Origin of the sequence: Hymenobacter cavernae (genome assembly GCF_014641455.1) — a bacterium.
Lineage (GTDB): Bacteria > Bacteroidota > Bacteroidia > Cytophagales > Hymenobacteraceae > Hymenobacter > Hymenobacter cavernae.
The window spans coordinates 245300-269556 of the sequence record NZ_BMHT01000007.1 but is presented as its reverse complement, the minus strand read 5'-3'; the positions used below and the strand labels follow the sequence as shown (position 1 = coordinate 269556).

Genomic DNA, 24257 nt, shown 5'->3' with positions numbered 1-24257 from the left:
GGAGTTAGTCAGCGAGTGGAACGATTTCGTTGTTTTTTATCGATAAAGCCAGGTAGCGGAAGTGCGTGAGGGTCACGAAATAGGGCAATTGGTCAAATGGTAGCGTATTCGCATGGTTTACCGCTTCCTCCATCTGCTCCACTGAATGGCGTTGCTTTTCAAGGATTGCAATCAGTGCCTCGACGAATGATTTCCGGCTTTTGGCTTTCCAGAGCGTTTTTACGGCTTCGGAATTTCCCTTTTTCGCCCGATCATTGTTCTCGGTGAATTGGATGAGTGTTTGTGCCAGCCGGTCGGCGGCATCTAAAATTCCTGGTCTGTCGAGCATGGCAATTATCCAGATTTGGTAGAAGGCAAAATGAATGGACGTTTCTCCATCCGGCGTGAGTAAAGACTTGTCGTTTTTTTGATTTTCCCCGATGTAATCCTGAATCTTCTCCGGTTTTATGGCGGCTACCCCAATAGAGCCCTGCTGGCAAGCATAGGAGAAACTGTGCTGCGTAGTATATAACCTCAGTAGATTGCTGCGGCCCTCACTTTTCAGTGTATCAGAAAACAGAAACAGCTTATCCTCTAAGTCGCATACATGGCTTATCCCTTCCAACTTGAGCGGGATAAAGCCCACGGTACGGTTGCTCTTGCCAAAGCCGTACACATAGGCGGTCAAGTCGCGGCGAAACCGGCCGGCTAGGGCAAAGAGTACCTGCACCCATTCCTGGGTGGGCAGTGAGGAAACGCCCGCTGTATCGGTCAGTCGGAACTCGTTTAAGCCGTTGTCCGGATACTTAGGATCGAAATCTTCGCTGAAGACATAAACCAGCCATGTACCATTCCACGTATCAATCTGATTACCTTTCAGGCTCGGCCGCTGATCCAGAAACTTCCGGTACCAAGCCCAGCCTTCATAAAGCGTCCAAAGCACGTCATCCTCATCAAGCAGCAGTGAAAGGCCGCCACTGACACCGACACCTAAGGCTCCGCCAATCCAAGAGCAATACATTTCCTCGCTGCTCATCACCGGCCCCACGTTCGATACCTGCCCGGAAGTAGTACCTTCCACACCCGCCGCCGGAAAGCCGATGACAAAGCTGCCGTCGGGCGCTACGGTTTCGATTTTGCGATGAAGGTTGGCCAACTGGATTTGAGTAGCAGTAGGGCCACCCAACACTAGGTCACGAGCTGCCACTACCTGTGCAAAGGGCGAGCTAGGAATCCATTGCAAGTACTTAGCTGGCTCAAAAAACAGCGGATATAGCTGCTGCTCGAAAAACTGCCGGGCCGTTAGGCTGCTGCCGGTGCGCTGGTTATAGAGGGCCAGCAGGCGCTGGCCAATGTAACTGGTATACATAGGCTAATTCTCCAGAAAAATGTCGTGCTCATCAAACAGCAGCCCCAGCTCTTCATAGTGCTTATTGCCCGGTATCACAAAAGGCAAAGCCCCCACGTCGGAGCGGCAATACTTGCCCAAATGAGGCCGCATACTGCGCCAGCTGACAGGAATTTCCAGCTGAATCCGTTCCTGCCAAGGGGTGTCTTTGGCTTCGTATTTCTCCTGGTCCTTTTCCAGGATGCAGGCCGAGGACTCGATTTGTAGGGCGTCGACCAGGACAGAGCGGGTGTTATTGCACAACTCCCGTAGCCGGCACCGCTCCCCGTCCCAGATGACGTGCGTGCTGATGTCCCAGGGTTGCAACTGCGGGTACACGGCATCAATCTTCTGCTGCAATTCCTGCTCGTGCAGGATGCCTCCGTGGTCGGGCAGTTGGGCGTAGCTGGCTTTGATTTCCGCCGCCCCGTAAGGCAAGTAGCTGGGGCCGGGGGCCAGCACGTGCACCGGTTTGAACTTGCCAATAGTATCCTCGGTGCGCCGTCGGTTCACGCGCCCGAACCGCTGCACTAGCGCATCAAGTGGAGCGGCCTCCGTTATCATGCGGTCAAAGCTGATATCTAGGCTGACTTCGACCACTTGGGTGGATACTACGAAGCACGGGCCGGGAATCTTTGGGTTGTTGAACTCATCTTCCAGCCGTTTTTCCCGCTTGGCCCGGTCGCCGCGCTTGAAGCGGCTGTGCAGCAGCAGATGATTTACTTCCGGAAATAGCTCCCGCAACCGCTGATACTGCTTTTGGGCTCCGAATACGGTATTGCAAATCACCAGCACCTTTTCGCCGACGGCAAAAGCCTGGGTGAGTATTTCGTCCGTTTCGAGGGGCCAGCCGGCCGGGTCGTCCTCATCCCGCGCTACTTTGTACACTTGGTGCCGGTCGAAGCTGACGACTACGTCGGGCGCCAACTGCACCTCGGCTACTTCGGCAGGGCCACCCAGGCGGCGCAGCAGCTCCGCGTAGAGCGTGCTGGGCATCGTGGCAGTACCGATATGCAGCCGGCAATCCAAACGGCGCAGCGCAGCCACGATTTCCAGTACCATCGCCTGGGCCTGGGCCGAGTAGGTATGTACCTCGTCCAGAATGATGTCGGCCCCGCGCACGTCCAGCATCACGGCCTCGAAGCCCGGTGTGCCAAACACGATGGCTGCCAACTGATGGGGCGTCAACACCTTCACCGATGCGCCCACCAAGGACTGAAGCTGTTCTTCTACTTTGCCACGGTTCTCCACCAGTTGTGAAGTGGCATGCAGCAGCCGGATGGAGCCGCCAAACGGCTTTTCTTCGTCGGTTTTCAGCAGCCGCTGATACATGGAATTGATGGAAGCCTGAAACGGCAGCGTATAAAATACCCGTCCCCGGCAACGGCGAAATAGGTAATCGGTTTTGCCCGCACCTGTGGAGGCTACTACTAGCGTGTGGCGCTGGGGCTGGTCGGCCGCCATCAACGACAAGGGGTATAGCTCGTGCGGGCGGTTGAAATATTCCAGTTTAGGCTCTTTGAATAGCAAAGACAGTTGGTCTTTAGCCTTGTCCGTCAGGGCCGAGGCAAAATGGTCGGCGGCCATCAGCAAGCCTCGCTCTGCTGACCAGCCGTAGCCCTTGGCTTTGCAATGGGCCAGCGCGAAGCGGATAGCTTCTTCGGCCTCGATCCGGCTGATTGCGTGTGTGGTAATACCCAGCTCCTCCAGCACCGCCAAGGCTCGTGGTGACCAGTCTTCCCAGCCCTCGAGATGGTCAGCCAGCCACGTCCGGCTGCGCTTGTCTAAGTCAATAATGCCTTTGCCGAATCCATCGGCTGCCTGTGCAGCCTGCCGGATTGGCTTGTGGTGTGCTACGACCATATCAATCACGGCCGGCCAGTCTTCGCGGGGCAGCAAAGGCAGAAAACCCAAGGAAGACAATTCATGCCGATGCAGTATCTGGTTAGGGTCCTGCAACTGTGACTTTTTCATCGTCAGCTTGCGCTGAAAGGCTACATGTGCCTTGCCTAAATCGTGAATAGCCGCGCCCAGTACCGCTAACCGCTCATCGAATTTCAGTGCCCCCGCAATGGCAGCCGTTACATCCATTACGTGCCGCGTATGCTCAAATAGGCTCAATGCGCCGCCATGGCTGGCACTTTTGGCCCAGATGGTGGTATCCGTCATAATACCTGTGCCGCTTGGCGGATAGGGTTGCCGGTTATTTCCAGCCGGCCATGCATTGGAGCCCCTTCCTTGAATCGATTGAAGCCCACCAGAAAAGCATTGGCTTCGCCCGCAGCAACTTCTCGCAACTCAAAGCCGGGCAGCAGATTGAAGGCTTCCTTGCTCATTTCCAACGGCAAGGAGGGCAGCACAATATCCTCATTACGACACAGGCACAAATGCTGGCTAGCAGCCAAGTCTGCCTCTTCCGCGCTAGCAAAAGCTAGATGCAGTTCCGGATCCAGCATCACCCCACGCATCAGAATAGCGCGGGGTCGGCTCATGAGTTGTTTCTTTTTTTCGTAAGTCCAGCCGCGAGGCTGCGTCTGCTCCTGCTGCATACTCAGGCCAGTATAGGTCAGCTTGTGCCGCAGAATAGCTGATACGCCAAGCTTCTGGCGCATACCTTCAATAACTGAAGGAGTTAAGAACTGCTGGGAATAGGTTTCTCCATCTCTAACCGCAGTCCATGGCTTTAAATAGCCAAATGGGCCAGTGTACTTTACCACGTAAAGCATAGTGCAAACTCAATAAATTGTGTAAAACCTACTCTAGCGCCCCGCAACCTAGCCCTGTGCTGTTCCCTACCCCTACACACCAGGCAAACCGAATCTGCTCGGCGGTGCCGGTGACGATGACCGGGCACATGCTGGCGCGGCACTGGACCTTTTTGTAGGCGAATAGCTTGGTCTTGGCGCCTGCGTAGGCGCGGTCGAAGCGGACGACGGCGCCGGTGTCGTCGAGGCCGGCTTGGCGGAGCTTGTGGCGCAGCGTGGCCGTGAGCAGCTCGTCGGTGCGCGGATCTTCGTAGGTGAGGTGGTCGGCGGGTTTGCCCGGCTCGGTTTCCCACTTCACAAAAACGGGGCTGAGCACGCGAAACCACTGTTCGCCCTCCTGAAACGCAGGTGAGGCAAGCAGCTGCGCATCGCGCACGCGCAGACCTAGGCCTAGGTCGGGCTCCCGGATGACGCCCCCCACGAGGCTGTGAATTAGCTGCGGGTCGTGGGCGGAGATGGACCAGTAAGCGCCGTCGCGGAACCATAGGCCGCCTCTGCTACCACGCCCGCCGCGCAGCCAGGAAAGCGAGTAGAGCGAAAGACCATCGTGCAGGTCGTCGTCGTGGCCAGCCCAACGGTGAAAAGCGCCTTTTAAAGTGGGTAGATGATCGAATGGTACGGCTTGGTCGGCCGTGAGATAAAGCTGCAAACGCATGAGTCTAAAAAGATAAAAGCACTAAAAAGCGAACCTCTAATATGGTTAGCAACATCAAGAATTAAGTTGAGATATAAAATACCCTACGTCCTATTTTTTTATGGTTATCTGCAAAATCAAACCAGATATCTACTTACCAGGCAGTCGGATAACTTTATTAGCAAACCATCTTATCTCACAATCAGCGCATTAGAAAAATCCAGCTAAAGCTTCTGCTATTACCAGGGTCTGTGAATAGGAAGTAAACCTAGGTTTTCCGACTCATCTAGCACGCCATGCTGAGCCAATCGACGCATCGCTACTGCTTTGCTCTCACGTCGGAATCTACCATTGAAGTAGCGATGCTTTGGCAGGTTCAGCACAACGATCGAAGTGGGCGAAAGCACTCGTTTTCAGTTACTATTCATGCACGTCTGATAAATTTTGCAAAGAATTATTTGGAATTCTCAATCCTAGGATTCTACCTTTGGCGCAATCAATCCCTTCTGACTAAAGGATTGTTTTTATACAGAGGCGTGGAGAGACAGGCTCGACGAAACGCCGACAACCCCCGGAATTCCGGAACGGTGCCAAATCCTGATCATATAAAAACAAGTTGCCGTGGATCACTCCCAACAACTCTACACGCTGTCTTCCATGCTCGTTGCTTCGCAACGTGGCTGTTGTGGTATTGCCGCAGCAGCTGTCTGTATGAGCATGGCCGGCTGTATGGGTTGTTGTTGAGGCAGATCCAACCCTCCTTTTCCTCTTTCTGCTAGCACTTTTCCAGGAAAGCTTCCAGCTTTCTGTGTGTGCCTGATTCTGGCAAGACTTGCCAGGATTAGCTTCCGTACGCCCCACGCGCTTTCTAATTCGGTTTGCACATCAGGAAAGTTCTATTACTTAGCATAAAGTCCTATTCTTTCGTTTTTGCACCAGGTTCTAACCTAGGTGTCATTGTGCAGGGCGCTTACGCTACTGATCTAAGAACACGAATAGGCAGCCTTACGGAAGGAAAAGTACAAATCCCCCTTTATGACTGAGCTAGCTGAAGCATGTTAGCTTCCGCATAGTGAAATTCAGTGCTTGCAAGCCAATGCTTGCTCCGCCTGAATTACTCCTTCGGGAGGTTTAGGGCCAGTCGTAGCTGGCTCCTGCTAATAACGCGGCCTACGTGCCACCGTCTACTTTCTGACATCGCCGGCAGCAGAACGCCCAACCGCTTGCTACTCTATTGACAGCCAATGGCTTCCCCCTGACTTCACTCAATAGGCGTGGCTACGTTCCGGTGCCCCTAAACTACTCTACCCATTATCATGAATCAGGTTTTGAATGGCATTTTCGCGGCTTACGAGTCGCCGCTTGCTCCCACCAACGACACGGCTTCCGCACCAGCTGCTAGCTCCGCCAACCACTTTCCCTACGCGGAGGCAATTATCGCCGGCATTCGCCGCGCCGACTTGCTGGATAACCTAGCTGCCGAACCGCCCAGCACCGCTCAAGCCGGACAGTTCGCACGCTGGCTGCGCGGCCGAGGTGCTCTTGCTTCCAATAGCTAGCTTCCAGCATCTACCGCTTGATTTACAGCAATTTACTCTTCGATCAACAAAGCCAAAAGGCTTTACTAATCCTGGCCGGTGTCTCCCCAACCAGTGCTAACGCCTCGGTTGGGGAGGCATACCAGCAGCACGCAAATCCAGCAAACAAGGCAGGAAACTCCTAGCAACATGAAATTACCAATACCACTTATTTTATTGGCCGTTGGCTTGCCGGCCCTGGCGCACGGCACAGTTGTACCTAATTACACCCATTATCACCTGGCCGCGGCAGGCCCCGTCACCGGTAAGGTGTTGGACGAAACCGGCGCGGCCCTGCCCGGAGTGACGGTGCGGGTAAAAGGCACCACAGAAGGCACTACCACCAGCCCGGACGGTACGTTTACGCTGCCCACACTGCCGGAAAACGCAACGCTGATCCTCTCCTTCGTCGGATATAAGTCGCAGGAAGTCAAGGCGGGGCGCGACGGCACCCTCACCGTGCGGCTCGCGCCCGACCAAGGCCAGCTCAACGAAGTGGTAGTAGTGGGCTACGGCACCCAACAGCGCAAGAATCTGACGGGCTCCATCGTGAAAGTGGACCCGGCGGATACCAAGGACATTCCAGTCGGCAGCTTCGATGCGCAGCTGCAAGGCAAGGTGTCGGGCGTGCAGATTTCGTCGAACAGCGGCGTGCCGGGCCAGGCCACGAACGTGCGGGTGCGCGGCGCCACCACCATCAACGGCTCCAATACGCCGCTGTACGTGGTGGATGGCGTGTTTATGAACAACAACAGCCTGCAAACCATCAGCACGGGCGGCAAAGCTAGCACACCGATTACCGACCTGAACCCAGCTGATATTGAGAACATTGAGGTGCTAAAGGACGCCGACGCCACAGCGCTCTACGGCGCCCGCGGCGCCAACGGCGTTATCCTCGTGACAACCAAGCGCGGCAACTTCAACCAGAAGCCAAAGATTAGCCTGAACGCGTCGGAGGGCTGGGCAAAGGCAGCCAAGCTGTGGGACCTAGCTACCAGCCCGGAGCACGCGACGCTGGTGAACGAGAACTGGCTGAATACTACCGGCACTACGCCGCACACGAATGAAAACCGCCCGTATCGGCCTGTTTCGCAGGGCGGGCGCGGATTGCCGGAGGAGCAGCCGACGTACGACCGGTTGAGCCAGGTGTTCCGCACGGCGCGGTTGCAGAACTACGATTTGTCGGTGTCGGGCGGTAGCGCCAGTACGCGCTACTACATCGGGGGCGGCTACACGAAGCAGGAGTCGATTCTGCGGCCGATTGATTTTCAGCGGGCTAGCTTCAAGGTCAACCTCGACCAGCAGATTTCGGATAAGGTGCAGATTGGGGTGAGCAACTCATTTTCGCGCACCTACCGCAACGAAGGTCGGGCGGGCGATGGACCGGCGGGCGGCTTGCTACAAGCGGCCCTGCACACGCCTACGCTGCTTTCGCCTTACGACACCAATGGGCAACTCGTGGGCCGGGCTAGCTTCGACAATGTGCAGTTGCTCATTGATAACTACGACGTTAACTCGACCAGCCTGCGCTATATCGGCAACCTGTACGGCGACGTGCAGCTGCTGCCCAACCTGAAGTTTCGCACCAGCTTCGGCGTCGATTACAACAACTACGATGAGTCGGAATACTGGAATACGTTCCTGATTGCGGGCGCTGGCGTGGGTGGGCTAGCCACGTCCAGCGTCACGCAATACACTTCCTTGCTCAACGAAAACACGCTGACCTACCGGCAGCAATTTGGCAAGCACGGCCTAGGTATTGTGGTCGGCAACGGCTTGCAGAGCGACACCAACGGCCGCACGTTTGCCCAGGGCACGGGCTTTCCGAACAACTCTTTCAAGGAAATTTCCGCGGCTTCGGTCACGAGTAGCACGCAGAACTGGTCGGGGTACCGGCTGGCTTCCTTCTTCGGGCGGGCCGACTACAACTTCAACGACCGGTACTTGCTGAACGTGAGCTTCCGCACCGATGGCTCTTCCCGCTTCGGCAAATCCAACCAGTGGGGCTACTTCCCGAGCGTGGGCGCGGCCTGGCGCATCAAGCAGGAAAATTTCCTGCAAAACGTGCATGTGCTCAGCGACTTGAAGCTGCGCGCTAGCTACGGCCTCACCGGCAACCAGAACGGCATCGGCAACTTCGCGGCCCGCGGCCTGTGGAACGGCGGTTCGAACTACCTAGGTTCGGCTGGCATTGCGCCCCAGCAGCTCTCCAACCCTGACTTAAAATGGGAGCAAACGTCGCAGGCCAACATCGGTTTGGATGTGGCTTTCTTCGACGGCAGGCTAGGTTTGGAGTTCAACGCGTACCGCAAATACACCAAGAACGGCCTGATTCAGTTGACCGAACCGGCTACCACGGGCTTTAGCTCTTACTGGGCCAATGCGGTGGAGGTCAGCAACAAGGGGCTGGAGTTTGCGCTGAACTCGGTGAACATTCGCAAGGAGCAGTTCACGTGGAACACCAACTTCAACATTGCCAGCAACGTCAACAACATTGAGAAGCTCGCTACCCCAACCAAGTTCGGCAGCCGCGACCTGATTTTGCAGCAGCAAGGTTCGCCGCTGTACTCGTTCTGGCTCTACGAGCAGCTGTACGTGGATCCGCAAACCGGCAACGCTGTGTACCGCGACCTAGACAGCGACGGCAAAATCACGGCCGCTGACCGCCACATTGTGGGCAATATCTGGCCTAAGTTCTTCGGCGGCCTGACCAACTCTATCACTTACAAAGGCTTTGACGCCAATGTGTTGCTTTCCTTCCAGTACGGCAACAAGGTATATAACCACAACCGTTTCTTCGGCGAGGGCGGTGGCGCGCGGGATGAGGCGCGCGTTATTTTCGCTAGCAACCTGAAGCGCTGGCAGAAGCCCGGCGACGTCACCGATGTGCCCAGGCCCGACGGCATCAACGTGAACAACTACCTCGACGGCGGCAGCCGCTGGCTCGAAGATGGCTCCTTCCTACGCCTGCGCAGCCTGAGCCTCGGCTATACTATCCCCGAACGCCTGACCAAGCGCCTGCTCGGCGGCTCGGTGCGGGTGTACGCCCAAGGCACGAACCTCTTTTTGCTGACCAAATACACCGGCCTCGACCCCGAATCGGCTTCCAGCAGCGACGCCAACCAACAAGGCATCGACCTAGGTACACCGCCCCAGCCACGCAGCCTGCAAGTGGGCGTGAATGCCACCTTTTAGTCAGCAACCAATCACTCAGTCGCTCAGCTACTTAGTTACTCTACCATGTCTCTCACTTACCTAAAAATAGCCTCGCTTTTTTCCACTGTCGCCTTGGTTTTAAGTCTGAGCGCGTGCGAGCAGTTCTTGGACGTGGCGCCCCGCGAATCCATCGCCGACGACCAGACGATTGTGGACCAAAAATCAGCCAGTACGGCGCTCAATGGCGTGTACAGCGCCTTGGCGAGCGGCGGCTACTACGGCACTAGCTTTCAGTCGATTGGCTACCTAGGTGGCGGTGATATTCAGTGGACCGGCACTCAGTCGCAGGTGCAGGAGTTTATCACCCACAACGTGCGGGCCGATAACTCGACCATTAGCACGGTGTGGTCGGCCATTTACGTGACCATCAACCGCGCGAACCACGTCATTGCCAACGTGCCCAAGGTGAGCGACCCGCTGCTGACGGATGCACTGCGCAATCAGTACCTCGGCGAAGCGTATTTCATCCGGGCCCTGGCCTACTTCGACCTAGCTCGCACCTTCGGCGGGGTGCCGATTATCACGCAGCCCACGCTCACGGCCACTTCCAACCAAGGCATTGCCCGCGCCACCCAGGCTGAAACCTATGCCCAAGTGCTCAGCGACTTAGAAACCGCCGAGCCGCTGTTGCCCAACCCCACCACCGTGCAAACCAATGACCGCTACCGCGCTACCCGCAAAGCCGCGTGGGCGCTGAAAGCTAGGTTGTATCTGTACCAAAGCAACTGGGCCGCGGCCGAAGATTACGCCACCCGCCTCATCAGCGACAACACCAACTACCAGTTGGTAGCGCCTTTCAACGCGTGGTTCGCCAACAATGCCCGCGGCACCCGCGAGTCGGTGTTTGAGCTTTTCTACAACGGCACCACGGAGGTAAACGGTCACCGCGGGCAATGGCAGCCTACGGCCAACGGCGGCACCCGGCAATGGGCTCCAAACAATGAGTTGGTGAGCCTGCTGACTACGGTGCCCAACAATACCCTGAACGGTCGTAGCACGCTCATCGCCAGCGCAAACCCTACTACGTGGTATGGCAACCTCTACTACCGCAGCCCTGGCTCCGACCCTAGCTACATCTTCCGCATCGCCGAGCTGTACCTGATTCGGGCGGAAGCGCGGGCCCAGCAAAACAAGCTCTCCGGTGCGCTGGCCGACTTGAACGCCGTGCGCGCCCGCGCCGGCCTAGCTGCCAGCATCGCCACTTCGCAAAGCGACATTCTGCTGGCCATTGAAAACGAGCGGCGCCTAGAGTTTGCCCTGGAACCGCACCGCTGGTTCGACCTAGCCCGCACGGGCCGCGCCACCACCGTCTTCAAAGACCCACTGAACAACACGGCCGCCCTGCCCTCCTTCCGCCTGCTGCTCCCCATTCCGATCAGCCAGATCCAAGTCGATGCCGCGCTGACGCAAAACGCTGGGTACTAAGCGTGGTCATTCTGGTGTGGGGCCTCACCCCCCGGCCCCCTCTCCGAAAAGGAGAGGGGGAGCCTAGAAGGGGCTAGTAGCTGTTGGTTGTTAGCTCTTGTTCAGAAAAAAGCTATCAGCTAGAAGCTAATTGCTAACAGCTTGGAACTGGCTCCCCCTCTCCTTTTCGGAGAGGGGGCCGGGGGGTGAGGCGCCTCGCCTGAACGACCTATAATCCTTACAAGCATTTGTCATTCTGAGCCCGGCAAAGCATAACTCATTCTCTTTCCTTCCACTCATTCTTTCGAACCCATGAGCACCACTTTGTCTTTCCAAACCACGCCGGTGCAGGAGCGTTCAGCGGCGCCGACAGCTACCGCGCCAACGCAGACGCCCGATCGGTGGTCGAGCTTCGAGAAAGGGCTGTTCCGCTTCGCTTTCCTGTACTTCTTCCTGCAAATTGTGCCGCTCGATTGGAAGTATTACCGCGACGTGGTCAGCAATTGGGCGGGCTTCTCCTTCGGCGACATTTTCCGGCTGGCGCACTACTCGCCCCGCTTCTTCGACGGGCCCGATTCCTTTGTCAACTGGGCCATCCTTGCCGGTATTGCTGCCGTTGGGGCGGCCGTGTGGGGGCTGCGCGACCAAACCCGCACGAACTACGACACCTTATATTATTGGCTGCGGGTGCTGGCGCGCTACCGCTTGGCGGCGGGGCTGCTGGCGTACGGTTTCCTGAAGTTCTTTCCGATGCAGTCACCGCTGCCCTCGCTCAGCCACCTGAACACGCGCTACGGCGACCTGAGCAACTGGAAAATCTTCTCCTTGAGCCTAGGTATTGTGCCTTCGTACGAGTCGTTTTTGGGGCTGGTAGAAATTCTGGGGGCCTTGCTGCTGCTCAACCGGCGCACGGCGAGCGTCGGGGCGTTTATCGTGCTGTCGTTTTTGGGCAACGTGTTCCTCTCGAACCTAGCCTACGAGGGCGGCGAGTACGTGTACAGCTTCTACCTGATTACCCTAGGTTTGCTGGTGCTCTGGTACGACCTGCGCCGCCTCAACAACCTGCTCACCCTGGAGCAACCCACCCAACCGAACCGCTTCCGCCTGGTGCTGCCCGCGGGGTGGCCGCGCACGGCTAAGCTGGCGCTGAAGGCAGCATTCGTGCTCTTCTTCGTAGGAATCTATGGCGCTAAAACTTACGCGGCGTATCACGCGGGGCCTTACCACTACCCCACCACGGCGGGCTTGCCAAATGCTGCCGGCCTCTACAACGTGCGCGAGTTTCGCCTGAACGGCCAAGTGCACCCTTACTCCGCCACCGACCCGGTGCGCTGGCAAGATGTGGTGTTTGAAAAATGGGCCACGCTAAGCATTCGTTCCAACCGCCCCGTCGTGCTCGACCAAGGCAACACGGAAGCCGTCCACCCCGACGACCTAGCCCGCAACTACGAGTTTGCCGGCGCCGCCGGCCGCCACTACTACGGCTACACGCTCAGCGCCGACGGCCAGACGCTCAACCTTCAAAATCGCAACCAACTGGAAGGCCCCGATAAGCTAACGCTGCACCTCACCCGCCCAGATGCCAGCACCCTCGTCCTCAGCGGCACCGATGCGCAAGGCCAAGATCTGTACGTGGTGCTCGAAAAGCGCAACAAGAAATACCTGCTCGAAGAAGCCAGCAAAACCGGCCGCGGCGCTGGCCTGAAGCTGTGATGCACTGATAAAAAGAACGTCATGCTTCATCTGGCGTCCGCTGGTCGAAGCATGACACGATAGTATATCAAATCTGATTAGACTCTTATCCTCATGGCTCCTACTTCCCTCACTGCGCCGCTGCCGACTACCGCGGCACCCGCCACCGAAGCCTCGGTGCGCCGTCCTTGGAAGCCGTACCAGCGCATCCTGTTCCGCATTGCCTTCCCGTTTTTCGTGCTCATGTCCCTCCCCAGTGACTTCGGGTGGTACAAGAATCTGTTCACGATTGACTGGCTGCACGGGCACTACCGCGACGTGTACGACATTGCCCGCTTCTCGCCCACGTTCTTCCTGCCGGGCGGCGCGGAGGGTGGCGCCCCGGCTCTGCTCGGCTACGACAAGTGGTTTGTTGCCCTCGGTATAGCGCTGGTTATTGGCATAATCTGGACGCTGGTTGACCGCAAGCGCGAGGAGTACGAGGTGCTGTACTACTGGCTGCGCGTGCTAATGCGCTTCCGGGCCGGTATCGGCATCATCGGGTTTGGCTTCACCAAGGTATTCCCGACGCAGATGCCGTATCCTTCCATCGGTCTGCTGAACAGCGATTTTGGCGACATGACGGCCCAGAAAATCTTCTGGCTCCAGATTGGGATTGTGCCGTGGTACCAGGTGTTTACGGGGCTGGTGGAGACACTAGCAGGCGTGTTGCTGTTCTTCCGCCGCACGACTTTCCTGGGGGCGGCGTTGCTGCTAGGTGCCCTCGGAGATATTGTGTTCGTCAACTTCGCTTACGACGGTGGCGTGCACGTGTACAGTTCCTACTTCGTACTGCTGGCGGCGTTTCTGATGATTCAGGACATTCCGAACCTGTATAATCTGCTCATCAAAGAGCGGTACACGGTGCCGCATCACTATTACCCTAGGTTCCGCGAGGCGTGGCTGCGCTACACCAGGCTAGGTCTGAAAACCGCGACCATCGGCATTTTCCTGGTGTACCTGACCTACCTTGAATATGAGAACTTCACCTACGACCCTTATAAGCAACCCGCCCAAAAAGGCGTCGCGGCCTTGCGCGGCCTCTACAACGTAACTGAATTTCGCCTCAACGGCCAGACCATCCCCTACTCACCGCTCGACAGCGTGCGGTGGCAACAGGCCACGTTTGAGAAGTGGACCACGCTGACCTACAAGGTGAACCGCCCCTTGAAGCTCGACCTCTCGAATGGCGGCGGCTCGCCCATGCGCGACATCAATCGCACCTTCGAAACGACGGGCCTAGCCGGCGGGCAGCGCGTGTTCTACTACGATGCCGGCACCATCGACCACACACTGTATTTGCAAAGCAAAATCCGCACGGGTAACGACCGTCGCGGCCGCCGCAACCGGGACGAAGCGGTTGCCCAGAAGCGCGTGCCGAAAGGCAGCAGCATTGCCGCCGCCCACACCAACGGCTACGGCGGCGACTTTGGCGGCAGCTACCTAGGTGGCAACGACGCCGAGCGCCAAGCCAAATACCAAGCCTCCCTGGCCGAGTGGATCAGCCCCACGGCCCTCGCCCACATCGGCGACGAAACCGCCAAAATCAACCCCAGCGCCTACAGCACGCGCCGCGTACGCGGCGTCAAGGCCGAGCAGCGCCCCGAAAAGCGCGACCATATGATCCTCACCTATCAGGCCACCGACGACGGTAAGCACGTCATTTTGCGGGGCCTCAATGAGAAAAAAGACTCGCTCTACGTAGTCCTCGACCGAGTTGACCGTAAGTACACCTTATCGGAGTCGACGTTGTCGGCCGGGCAGTATTAGCGTGCACCGGTCCGGCGCCCTAGGCGTCCGACTGGTATCGTTGAACGAACTTCGGGCTGATGTTGCGGCTGCCTTGTTTATAGGATGCGAACATTCGCAACGACAACCGGTCGGACGCCTAGGGCGTCGGACCGGGACGTTCAACTCTCTCACTTACAAGCTCTGCGCTGAAAATCAGCCGCGGAGCTTCTTCATAACTCCATGGATAACTTTGATTATGATGCCGTTGTCGTTGGTTCGGGGCCGAATGGGCTGGCCGCTGCCATTGTGTTGCAGCAAGCCGGCTTGTCGGTGTTGCTACTCGAAGGCAAGAAGGACCTAGGTGGCGGCCTGCGCACGGCCGAGCTGACGCTGCCGGGCTTTCACCACGACATTTGCTCCGCCATTCACCCGCTGGCGGCGGCTTCGCCTTACTTCCAAACGCTGCCGCTTGCGCAGTATGGCTTGGAATATATTACGCCGCCCGTCGCGGCGGCGCACCCGTTTGATGATGGCACAGCGGCTACCGTGCTTAATTCGTTGGCCGAAACCGCCCGCCGCCTAGGTCCGGATGAGCAATCGTACCGCGACTTGATGGAGCCGCTGGTGGCCAACTGGCCGAGCATTGCCAACGACGTGCTGGCGCCGCTCCACATTCCGAACCACCCCATCAACATGGCGCAGTTTGGCTTATCGGCCCTGCTGCCGGCAACCACGCTCACCAACCGCTTCAAGACCAAAGAAGCCAAGGGTCTGTTCGCGGGCATGGCGGCCCACTCCATTCAGCCGCTCGAAAATATCACCACGTCGGCCATCGGCTTGGTGCTACTGACGGCCGCGCACCGCAAAGGTTGGCCGCTGCCGAAAGGCGGCTCCCAGCGCATTGCCGACGCGCTGGTAGCGCACTTCGTGGCCCTAGGTGGCAAGGTAGAAACGGGCACGTTTGTTCGCTCACTGGCACAACTGCCGAAAGCCCGCGCCGTGTTGCTCGACGTGACGCCCACCCAACTGCTTCAGATTGCGGGGCATAGCCTTTCCACCATTTACCAGTGGCAGCTGCGGCGCTACCGCTACGGCATGGGCGTGTACAAGGTAGATTGGGCTCTGGATGGGCCGATTCCGTTCAAGGCGCCCGAGTGCCACCAGGCCGGCACGGTGCACCTCGGCAACACGCTGGCCGAAATTGCCACCAGCGAAAAAGTCGCCGCCAGCGGCCACCACCCGACCAAGCCGTTCGTGCTGCTGGCTCAGCAAAGCCTCTTCGACGACACCCGTGCGCCCGCCGGCAAGCACACCGCCTGGGCCTATTGCCACGTCCCGAACGGCTCCCGCGTCAACATGACCGACATCATCGAGCGGCAAGTGGAGCGCTTCGCCCCCGGCTTCCGCGAGCGGATCATCGGCCGCCACACCTTCGACACGGCCCAAATCGAGGAGCACAACCCCAACTACGTGGGCGGCGACATTAACGGCGGCTTGCTCAATGCCACCCAGTTGTACACGCGCCCCGCGTTGCGCGCTTCGCCGTATCGCACCTCAAAATCAGGGCTTTACATTTGCTCTTCGGCCACGCCGCCCGGTGGCGGCGTGCACGGCATGTGCGGCTACCACGCCGCTAATCGCGCGCTGAAGGACGTGTTTAACCTCAAAGCCCCGCCGCTTTACCAAGACTAGGTTTCCCATCTTACTATTCTTTCTTCTATGTCCACCACTGTTTCCCCCGTTCTCACCCGCAGAGCCTTTACCCTTCACGAAGATTGGGTGGTCGTCGTCCTCGGCGGGCTGCTCATTGGGCTTTCGCTGCTAGGTTTGCCGTTTGCGGTGCCCGTGTTCAACTGGAACAACACGGCCGAGCTTACCGGCAAAGTTTTCAGCGCCGCTAACTTGCAACTCATTCTGGCGCAATTCGTTTACCTGGCCGCCGTCGCCGGCATTGGGGCGCGGCTCACGGGTAAGTCGGTGCGCAACTTCGCCCTAGGTTTTCCGCTGGTGTATCTGCTCACGCTGCTGGCGCTGATTGTAGCCGGAAGTCCGCAGGCGCGGGGGCTAGGGTTGGAAGCGGTTATTTTCAGCTTGTTGGCGGGCTTGATTGTCAGTAACGTATTTGGCTTGCCGGATTGGCTGCGGGCCACGCTCACCACGGAGCTGTTCGTAAAAATCGGGCTGGTGCTGCTGGGTACGAGCGTCATTTTCGGTGACATTCTCAAGGCCGGTTCGCTCGGGCTGGTGCAGGCGCTGGTGGTGGTGCTGTCGGTGTGGTACTTTGCCTTCTGGACGTGCCGCAAGCTGAAAGTCGACGACGAGTTAACCATGATGATTGCCAGCGGCGTATCCATCTGCGGTGTGTCGGCGGCTATTGCCACGGCGGGCGCTATTAAAGGTGACTCCAAGAAGCTCTCCTACGTCATTTCCCTCGTGCTCATCACGGCCATCCCGATGATGATTTTTATGCCCTACGCCGCGCACTGGCTAGGCTTGTCGCAGGAAGTAACCGGCGCCTGGCTCGGCGGCAGCATCGACACAACCGGCGCCGTGGTGGCCTCGGGCACGCTGGTGGGAGAAACCGCCTTGAAAATTAGCACCATCGTGAAGTTTTCGCAGAACGTGCTGCTTGGGCTAGCTGCCTTTGCCATTTCGCTGTACTGGACGTACACCAACCACCCAAACGCCGCCGAGCCCGAAGGCAAGCCGACCCTCGGTGTGATTTGGGAGCGGTTTCCGAAGTTCGTGCTGGGCTTCATTGCCGCCTCGTTGCTGTTCTCCTTCTTCCTAGCCCCCGAAACAACGGACGGCCTGAAAGCTGGTTTGAAGAGCGCGCAAGGTTGGTGGTTTGCCCTGGCTTTCACCAGCATTGGCCTGGAAACCAACTTCAACGACCTGTTCAAGCAGGAAAACAAGAAGCCGCTCTACGCTTTCCTGCTCGCTCAAACCTTCAACATTTTCGTAACCCTAGGTATTGCCTACCTACTGTTTCGGTAGAAAACACCCCGGTTTAAGTAGCTCGAATTCTGTAGTCTGGGCTACCCGTTTACTTCTACAAACAAAAGCCTCGGCGCACGCTGAGGCTTTTGTTTTGAGTATCTCTCTGTTCAGCCAACGGATCAGGTGCGTTTTGCATCTAGCTTGCACCACCTACTGATCCGTTTTTCATGAAAGCTTTTTTACTCTTATTCCTTTGGACCACGGCGCTGGTTGCGGCGGCTCAATCTCCGCATCGGGCGGCGCCTGGTGCCAAGGCCACGAAGCAAGCACAACTAGAGGCGTTGCTGAAACAAGAAAAAGTACCCGGCATGCAGCTGGTTTACAGTCAGAAAGCCGCCGCCACTGTCTACAACCTAGGTTTGCGCAAAAGCGGTAGCGCTGAAGCTGTTGAGGCGGGCACCACGTTTCAAGCGGCCTCGCTCGGCAAAGTGGTTTTGGCTTACCTCACGTTGCGCTTGTGCGACCAGGGCGTACTGAAGCTGGATACGCCGCTGCTGACTTACTACGCGTATCCGCGGCTGCAACAGGAGCCACGCGCCGCCAACATCACGGCGCGCATGGTGCTGGCGCACACTACTGGCTTGCCCAACTGGGCGGAAAATCCCTTGAGCGCTAGTTGGAGTACTACGCCCCTGCACTTGCGCTACGCGCCCGATAGCTGCTGGAATTACTCCGGCGAGGCCTATGTATTTCTGCAAAAAACGCTGGAGCATCTCACCGGAAAATCCTTCAACACATTGGCGCAGCAGGAAGTATTTGCGCCCTTGCAGATGGCGCACAGCAGCTTCGTCTGGCGCGATGCTTTTACCACTAATGCCTCTTTCGGCCATGATGCCGCGGGCAAACCCACCCAGCAACTGCACTTTACCGCGCCTTACGGGGCTTTCACCTTGCTCTCCACGGCCAGCGACTACAACCGTTTTTTGCAGGCTGTGCTAACGGGCAAAGGCCTAGCCCCTGCCACGGCTAAGCTCCTGCTTACGCCAGCCAACCCGGCCAACCGCTGCCGCGTGCCCCCTACTTCCACCGATGCTGCTATTGCGTGGGCTTGTGGGGTTGGCCTAGCTACTACTAGCCACGGTCCGGCCATTTGGCAGTGGGGCGACAACGGCGACTTTCAGGGCTTTTTCATGGCCTTCCCCGGCAAGCAGGAAAGTATTGTTTTCCTGACCAACAGCGCTAATGGCTTGAAAATGACGGATAAAATCTTGCAGCTTTTCCTAGGTCCCGGCCAGTATCAAACGATGCAGTGGCTAGCCGAGGATAAGTAGCGTACTGCTTACATACGCTCGACAGGCTGGCGCTTACTAGGCTAGGTTCGTGGGGCCCTTTCGGATAATCGAAGGTGTTTAGCAAAGCTGAATAATCTGCTTTGGCCGTCCTGCTGAGCCTGTCGAAGTTACCGCTTCGCCTACCGATTGTAGAGACACAACACTTTGCGTCTCCTCGTTGCTGACGTTGTTTGCCTAGGTCGCTCCAGGTAGATCGTTCAACGAGGAGACACGAAGTGTCGCGTCTCTACATCGTTTCGGCTTCAGCAGCGAAGCTTAGCTTACGCATTCATTCGGTTCGACCAGTTCAGCAAGGCGTTCTTTTTTGGCTTTTGACTACTTTCTAAGCAGCGCCGTAAGCACCTCGACCATAACCAGACCACCGATTGTCCGGTTATGGCTAGGTTCTCCTTCCAACCAAAACAACTTATGGAATACAGACAGCTAGGGGCCTCAGGCCTGTACGTGCCCGTCTTGAGCTTTGGCACCGCGACTTTCGGCGGGGGCAATGAGTTTTTCAAAGCCTGGGGCAGCACCGACGTGGCCGAAGCGCGCCGCCTGATCGACATTTGCCTGGAAGCCGGCGTCAATTTCTTCGACACGGCCAACGTGTATTCGAACGGCATGGCCGAGGAAATCTTCGCTCAGGCGCTCGGCGACCGGCGCCAACAGGTTCTGATTGGCACCAAGGCCACCTTCTCGATGGGCGAAGGCCCGAACGACTTTGGCTCTTCGCGCCTGCACTTGGTGAAAGCTTGCGAGGATAGTTTGAAGCGCCTAGGCACCGATTACATCGACGTGTACTACATGCACGGCTTCGACTCGCGCACGCCGGTGCAGGAGACGCTGCGCGCGCTGGATGACCTTGTGCAGAGCGGCAAAGTACGCTACATCGCCTGTTCCAATTTCTCGGGCTGGCACCTGATGAAGTCGCTGTCGGTGTCGGAGAAGTACGGGTGGTCGCGCTACATCGGCAACCAGGTGTACTACTCCCTCATTAACCGCGAATATGAGTGGGAACTGATGCCGCTAGGGCTGGATCAGGGCGTGGGCGCCATTGTGTGGTCGCCGCTGGCAAGCGGGCGCCTCAGTGGCAAAGTGCGTCGTGGTCAGCCGATTCCGGAGAGCAGCCGCTTGCAGCAAGGCGGCGGCCAGGGCCCCGACGTACCCGATGAGCTGCAATTTGCCATCGTGGACGTGCTGGACGAGCTAGCCGAAGAAACCGGCAAAACCGTCGCTCAGGTTGCCCTCAACTGGCTCTTGCAGCGCCCGACGATTACCAGTGTTATTTTCGGGGCCCGCAACGAAGAGCAGCTGCGCCAGAACCTAGGCTCCGTGGGCTGGAACCTGACGCCCGAGCAGGTGACCCGCCTGGACAAGGTCAGCGACACGCCGCCGGTTTACCCCTATTGGCACCAGCGCCAGCGCCCAGAGCTTAACCCGCCACCCGTGCAGATTTTCTAGGGCCACAGCTAAGCTATAAAAGACCGTCATGCTTGGCTTGCGCCTTCCTTCGGTTCGGCAAGCTCAGCATGACGGTCTTTTCATATAGTTCAGTAGCTTCTTTTTATAAAAGCCAGCAGCGCGGTTTTGAACAGCTCGATTTCCTGATCGGTATTATACGGAGCTAGGCCCAGCCGAATCCAGCCGCCTTGCGCCATGATACCTAGCTTCTCGGCCAACGTGGAAGCGTAGAAATGGCCGTCGGCGATGTTCATGTTGTAGTTCTCGAAAAACCAGGCGCAGGCCTCCCGCGAGTTGACGCCTTCCAGCGTGAAGGCAACGGTAGGCGTTTTACGCGTGCCGGCCGGGGCTCGGTACAGGCGCACGTGCGGCAGCGTTTGCAAGAAGGCTTCGAGCTCCTGTGCCTGCCGTTGCTCCTGTTCCTCAACGGCTTGCATAGCCGTGCGCAGTCGCTCTTGGCGGGTGTTGCCTTCGCCTAGGCTTTCGATGAACGCCAGAGCACCGAGCAAGCCGGCAATGCCTTCGTGGTTCTGCGTACCGGTTTCCAACTTATCAGGGATGTAGGCTGGAGCGGGCGCGAGCTTGTAGACGGGAAGATTCTCAAACAAACCCGCCGACACCACCGCAATACCTAGGTGCGGGCCGAAAAACTTGTACGCCGAGCAAAACAGCACATCAGCGCCTAGCTTCTGAAAATCAATAGGATAGTGGGGCGTAGCGTGCACGGCATCCAGCACCATCAACGCGCCCACGGCTTTTGCGCGTTCAATGATCTGCTCCACCGGCGGCACCGTCCCCACTACGTTCGACGACATCGTGACGGCTACCAGCTTGGTTTTGGCCGTAATCAGCTCGTCGAGGTGGTCGAGTTCTAGGGTGTAGGTTTCGGGGTTCACGGGGATGAACTTCACCACGGCGCCGCGGTCTTTGGCGAGCGTCACCCAGGGGTCCACGTTGGCGCGGTGGTCGAGCTCCGTCACCACGATTTCGTCGCCGGCTTGGATGAAAGAACCCAGGCTGCGCGCAATGGCGAAGGCCAGCGAGGTCATGTTTTGCCCGAAGGCCACTTCCTGCGGTTGGCAATTCAGAAAATCGGCCATGCCGCGGCGGCCGGCTTCCAATAACTCGTCGGTGGCGCGGCTAGTGGCGAACGTGCCGTGCAAGTTCGCCATGCCGCCGGTGATGTAGCCGAGCAAACCGTCGATGGTTTGCTGCGCCATTTGGGTGCCGCCGGGGCCATCGAAAAATATAAACGGTTTATGGTCAGCGCGTTCTTGTAAAGCAGGAAAGCAAGCCCGAATGGACTCAGAAGAAAAAGGCATGAGGGGATTCAGATTACAGTAAGATTGCCAAACAAATAAACGTCATGTCGACCAGCGGGAGACATCTCGCGTGCGGTTGTTGTAAAGCTAAACCGAGCCATTGAGGTTAGCACTGCCTGCGAGAGGCCACCCGCTGGTCGACATGACGACCGTTGAGAGATTCGTAGAACGGGGTAGAGACGCAACAATTTGCGTCTTGTCGCATGAGCGGCTGGTTTTTCCATCCTGAATACCTGTAGCGCGAACTTTGTAGTCCGCGCTTATCGGTCTGCGCCACCAACTGTAGCGTTTACGTTCATTACCCTTACTCGCGGACTACAAAGTCCGCGCTACACGCATTCCGCCGTACTTTGCGGCCGGTTTTTCCACCAACCATTCTCCCCATGCCTACCGGCACCCTGCTGCTCATCGACGATGAGCCTAGCTTACGCCAACTGCTGAGCCAAATTCTAGAGCTTGAAGGCTACACCGTGCTCCAAGCGGCCACCGCCTACCGCGGCCTAGAGCTTTTGCAGGAACACGTCGATGAAATCCTCGTTATTCTCTCCGACGTGAAGCTGCCCGACGGCAATGGCCTAGCCTTACTGCCTCGTTACCAGGAAAAAGCGCCCTTGGCCGAGGTTATCCTGATGACGGCCTACGGCACCATCCCCGACGTGGTGCAGGCCATGAAGCAAGGCGCCTTCGACTACCTGACCAAGGGCGACTCCGACCGGCAGCTCGTAGCCGTGGTCAGCCGCGCCGTCGACAAAGCCCAGCTGAAGCGCCGCGTGGCCGAGCTGGAAAAGCGCGTAGCCCTGCCCTACACCTTCGACGCCATGGTTGGGCACTCGACGGCGCTCAATCAAGCCAAAAGCCTAGCGCAACGCGTGGCGCAAACCGATAGCACCGTGCTGCTGGAAGGCCCGACGGGCAGCGGCAAGGAGCTGTTTGCCCAGGCCATTCACGAGGCTAGCCCGCGCCGTACGAAGCCGTTTGTGGCCGTCAATTGCAGCGCCTTTCCGAAGGATTTGCTGGAATCAGAGCTATTTGGCTACAAGAAAGGCGCGTTTACGGGTGCTCTCACTGATAAGAAAGGCTTGCTGGAAGAAGCCAACACGGGCACGCTGTTTTTGGACGAAATTGGAGAATTGCCGCTGGAGCTCCAGGCCAAGCTGCTGCGGGTGCTGGAAACGCAGCAGTTCACCAAAATTGGCGCGACCAAACCTAGCTCCGCCGACGTGCGCATTGTGGCCGCCACCAACCGCAACCTGCGCCAGGAAGCCGACGCCGGCCACTTCCGCCCCGATTTGTACTACCGCCTAGCCGTGTTTACGGTGGCCGTGCCGCCCCTGAATGCCCGCCGCGAAGACATCGAGCCGCTGGCTAACCACTTCCTGCGCCTCTACGCCGCTAAGCTCCGCAAGCGTCTGCGCGGCATGGACGCTGATTTTCTGCGCCACCTCACCCACTACAATTGGCGCGGCAACGTGCGCGAACTCAAAAACGTGCTAGAGCGCGCCGTCATCCTAGCCGACGGCGACGTGCTGACACCCGAGTACCTGCCCGCCGAGTTCGACCAGCCCCAACCGTCGCCCGACGCTCCTAGCCTGGTCGACGACGAGCGCACGCTACGGAGCGCAGAAAAAAGCCACATACGTCGCATCCTGCTCGAAACGCACGGCAACAAAACCGAAACGGCCCGCATCCTAGGTATCGCCCTGACGACCCTGTACCGCAAGCTGCAAGAGTACGAGCTCTAATTACTTGGCTACCAGAACCTAGGCCGACAAATCACCATTGAACTCACCGTGCGCTTCCCACAAGTCGAAAGCAGCTACCGACAAGTGGGTTCGCATAAATTCGCGCATTAAGTAGCCGCGCCACTCCAAGCAGTGGCGCTGAAACGCGCGCCGCGTGCACGCAATGGCAAATCCATCTGCCATCATTTGCTCGCGCTCAACCATCGGCAATACCTGTAGCCAATCTCGAAAATCGGTTTCGGTGCAGCTAATTGGTTGGAGCTGTTGATAGTACGCTCGCGCAGCGTGCGTTATTTCGGCAAGTAAATCGGGCATGAGTGGCGTGATGAGGATTCGTGTCTGTGGAAATAGTAGGTGAGCTAGTCTCACGCAGCATCTCCCCGCCATTTAGGTGCCACTGCCCTCTCCAGTGGATTTCCGCCCTGTAAGCGCCACTTGCCCCGGCACCCCGCCTTTCATTTTGCTAGGGTGGGCCGATGGCCAGTAAAATCAAGGAACATCAGTAGGAGAACGTCATGTCGACCAGCGGAAAACATCTCGCGTGCTACCGGTGCAGTGGTAGCAGTTGCTAGGTCTGCTCGTCTTGCTCGGTCTTGCTCGGCCGGATTTGTAATCCGGCTGTTGGGAGCTGGGGATTTGTAATCCCCGCCCGCAAAGCGGGCAGTTGCGCCTGCACGAACACACCTAGCGGCGCGGCCGGGCGGATTGCAAATCCGCAGCTCCGAACGACCGGATTACAAATCCGGCCGAGCAAGGCGCAGGTAGCTCCTGCTATACCTAGCAGCATTATTAGCAGCCAAAAAAGCTAAATCTCATTTAGAGCTATGCAAAAGCGTAGAGCACCTGTAGCGAAACGACAGGGGGCATCACGTTTTTTGGCGACCTTACGGCCGCATCCTTTTACGATTATTAGCTCATTAACAACTATTTACAAACAGCAAGAATCAAGTATCCAGCGCCTGGCACCTGCCTTGACAACTTACTGGCACATGCAGTTGCTTGCTTGGCAGCAACCGCGCAGTCAGTCTGTTTCA

Annotated in this window: 17 protein-coding genes and 1 riboswitch; of the genes, 10 read left to right on the top strand and 7 right to left on the bottom strand. The window is 57.7% G+C overall.

Annotation, left to right across the window (positions count from 1 at the left end; genetic code table 11):
* Window positions 1-4 precede the first annotated feature (4 nt).
* The 4 genes from IEX74_RS19200 to cas6 are packed head-to-tail and all read right to left on the bottom strand — an operon-like array spanning window position 5 to window position 4786.
* Window positions 5-1348 (bottom strand): hypothetical protein, encoded by a 1344-nt coding sequence (locus tag IEX74_RS19200; RefSeq protein ID WP_188815647.1) that lies wholly within the window; start codon window positions 1346-1348, stop codon window positions 5-7.
* A 3-nt stretch (window positions 1349-1351) separates the two neighbouring features.
* Window positions 1352-3535, bottom strand: coding sequence for a CRISPR-associated helicase Cas3' (gene cas3, locus IEX74_RS19195; protein WP_188815646.1), 2184 nt, complete (start codon window positions 3533-3535; stop codon window positions 1352-1354).
* On the bottom strand, window positions 3532-4092 hold the full coding sequence (locus IEX74_RS19190) for a hypothetical protein (protein ID WP_188815645.1): 561 nt from the start codon (window positions 4090-4092) through the stop codon (window positions 3532-3534). Before IEX74_RS19190 ends, cas3 begins: the two co-directional genes overlap by 4 nt.
* A gap of 28 nt (window positions 4093-4120) precedes the next feature.
* On the bottom strand, window positions 4121-4786 hold the full coding sequence (cas6, locus tag IEX74_RS19185) for a CRISPR-associated endoribonuclease Cas6 (protein ID WP_188815644.1): 666 nt from the start codon (window positions 4784-4786) through the stop codon (window positions 4121-4123).
* Window positions 4787-5286: 500 nt separating this feature from the next.
* A riboswitch (SAM riboswitch) is annotated at window positions 5287-5377 on the top strand.
* A gap of 704 nt (window positions 5378-6081) precedes the next feature.
* Between cas6 and IEX74_RS19180 the strand changes: the two genes are divergently transcribed.
* From IEX74_RS19180 to IEX74_RS19140, 9 genes are all read left to right on the top strand, one after another.
* The gene (locus IEX74_RS19180) at window positions 6082-6324 is read left to right on the top strand and encodes a hypothetical protein (protein ID WP_188815643.1); all 243 of its coding nucleotides are present in this window, start codon (window positions 6082-6084) and stop codon (window positions 6322-6324) included.
* Window positions 6325-6492: 168 nt separating this feature from the next.
* On the top strand, window positions 6493-9537 hold the full coding sequence (locus IEX74_RS19175) for a SusC/RagA family TonB-linked outer membrane protein (protein ID WP_188815642.1): 3045 nt from the start codon (window positions 6493-6495) through the stop codon (window positions 9535-9537).
* A 45-nt stretch (window positions 9538-9582) separates the two neighbouring features.
* The gene (locus tag IEX74_RS19170; RefSeq protein ID WP_188815641.1) at window positions 9583-10983 is read left to right on the top strand and encodes a RagB/SusD family nutrient uptake outer membrane protein; all 1401 of its coding nucleotides are present in this window, start codon (window positions 9583-9585) and stop codon (window positions 10981-10983) included.
* Between the two features lie 291 nt (window positions 10984-11274).
* A complete protein-coding gene (locus IEX74_RS19165; protein WP_229755376.1) occupies window positions 11275-12675 on the top strand; it encodes a DoxX family protein in 1401 nt (466 codons plus the stop codon).
* Between the two features lie 93 nt (window positions 12676-12768).
* Window positions 12769-14463, top strand: coding sequence for a hypothetical protein (locus tag IEX74_RS19160; protein ID WP_229755375.1), 1695 nt, complete (start codon window positions 12769-12771; stop codon window positions 14461-14463).
* A 201-nt stretch (window positions 14464-14664) separates the two neighbouring features.
* Entirely contained in the window at window positions 14665-16116 is a 1452-nt protein-coding gene (locus IEX74_RS19155) for a phytoene desaturase family protein (RefSeq protein ID WP_188815640.1), read from the top strand.
* A gap of 27 nt (window positions 16117-16143) precedes the next feature.
* Window positions 16144-17421 carry a YeiH family protein gene (locus IEX74_RS19150; RefSeq protein WP_188815639.1) on the top strand — a complete coding sequence of 426 codons (1278 nt, stop codon included), beginning with the start codon at window positions 16144-16146 and terminating at the stop codon, window positions 17419-17421.
* Window positions 17422-17591: 170 nt separating this feature from the next.
* Window positions 17592-18695 carry a serine hydrolase domain-containing protein gene (locus tag IEX74_RS19145; protein WP_188815638.1) on the top strand — a complete coding sequence of 368 codons (1104 nt, stop codon included), beginning with the start codon at window positions 17592-17594 and terminating at the stop codon, window positions 18693-18695.
* 429 nt (window positions 18696-19124) lie between these two features.
* Window positions 19125-20159, top strand: a complete 1035-nt coding sequence (locus IEX74_RS19140; protein WP_188815637.1) for an aldo/keto reductase — start codon at window positions 19125-19127, stop codon at window positions 20157-20159.
* Window positions 20160-20248: 89 nt separating this feature from the next.
* On the opposite strand, the gene IEX74_RS19135 is transcribed toward IEX74_RS19140, so the two are convergent.
* On the bottom strand, window positions 20249-21481 hold the full coding sequence (locus IEX74_RS19135; RefSeq protein ID WP_188815636.1) for a cysteine desulfurase-like protein: 1233 nt from the start codon (window positions 21479-21481) through the stop codon (window positions 20249-20251).
* Between the two features lie 383 nt (window positions 21482-21864).
* On the opposite strand from IEX74_RS19135, the gene IEX74_RS19130 reads away from it, so the two are divergent.
* Complete coding sequence (locus IEX74_RS19130; RefSeq protein WP_188815635.1) at window positions 21865-23223, top strand: sigma-54-dependent transcriptional regulator; 1359 nt, start codon at window positions 21865-21867, stop codon at window positions 23221-23223.
* Window positions 23224-23241: 18 nt separating this feature from the next.
* Here the strand turns inward: IEX74_RS19130 and IEX74_RS19125 are convergent, their stop codons facing one another.
* Both IEX74_RS19125 and IEX74_RS19120 read right to left on the bottom strand, forming a co-directional pair.
* A complete protein-coding gene (locus IEX74_RS19125) occupies window positions 23242-23538 on the bottom strand; it encodes a hypothetical protein (protein WP_188815634.1) in 297 nt (98 codons plus the stop codon).
* 253 nt (window positions 23539-23791) lie between these two features.
* Window positions 23792-24010: a hypothetical protein gene (locus IEX74_RS19120; protein WP_188815633.1), complete on the bottom strand. Its 219-nt coding sequence runs from the start codon at window positions 24008-24010 to the stop codon at window positions 23792-23794.
* Window positions 24011-24257: the final 247 nt, after the last annotated feature.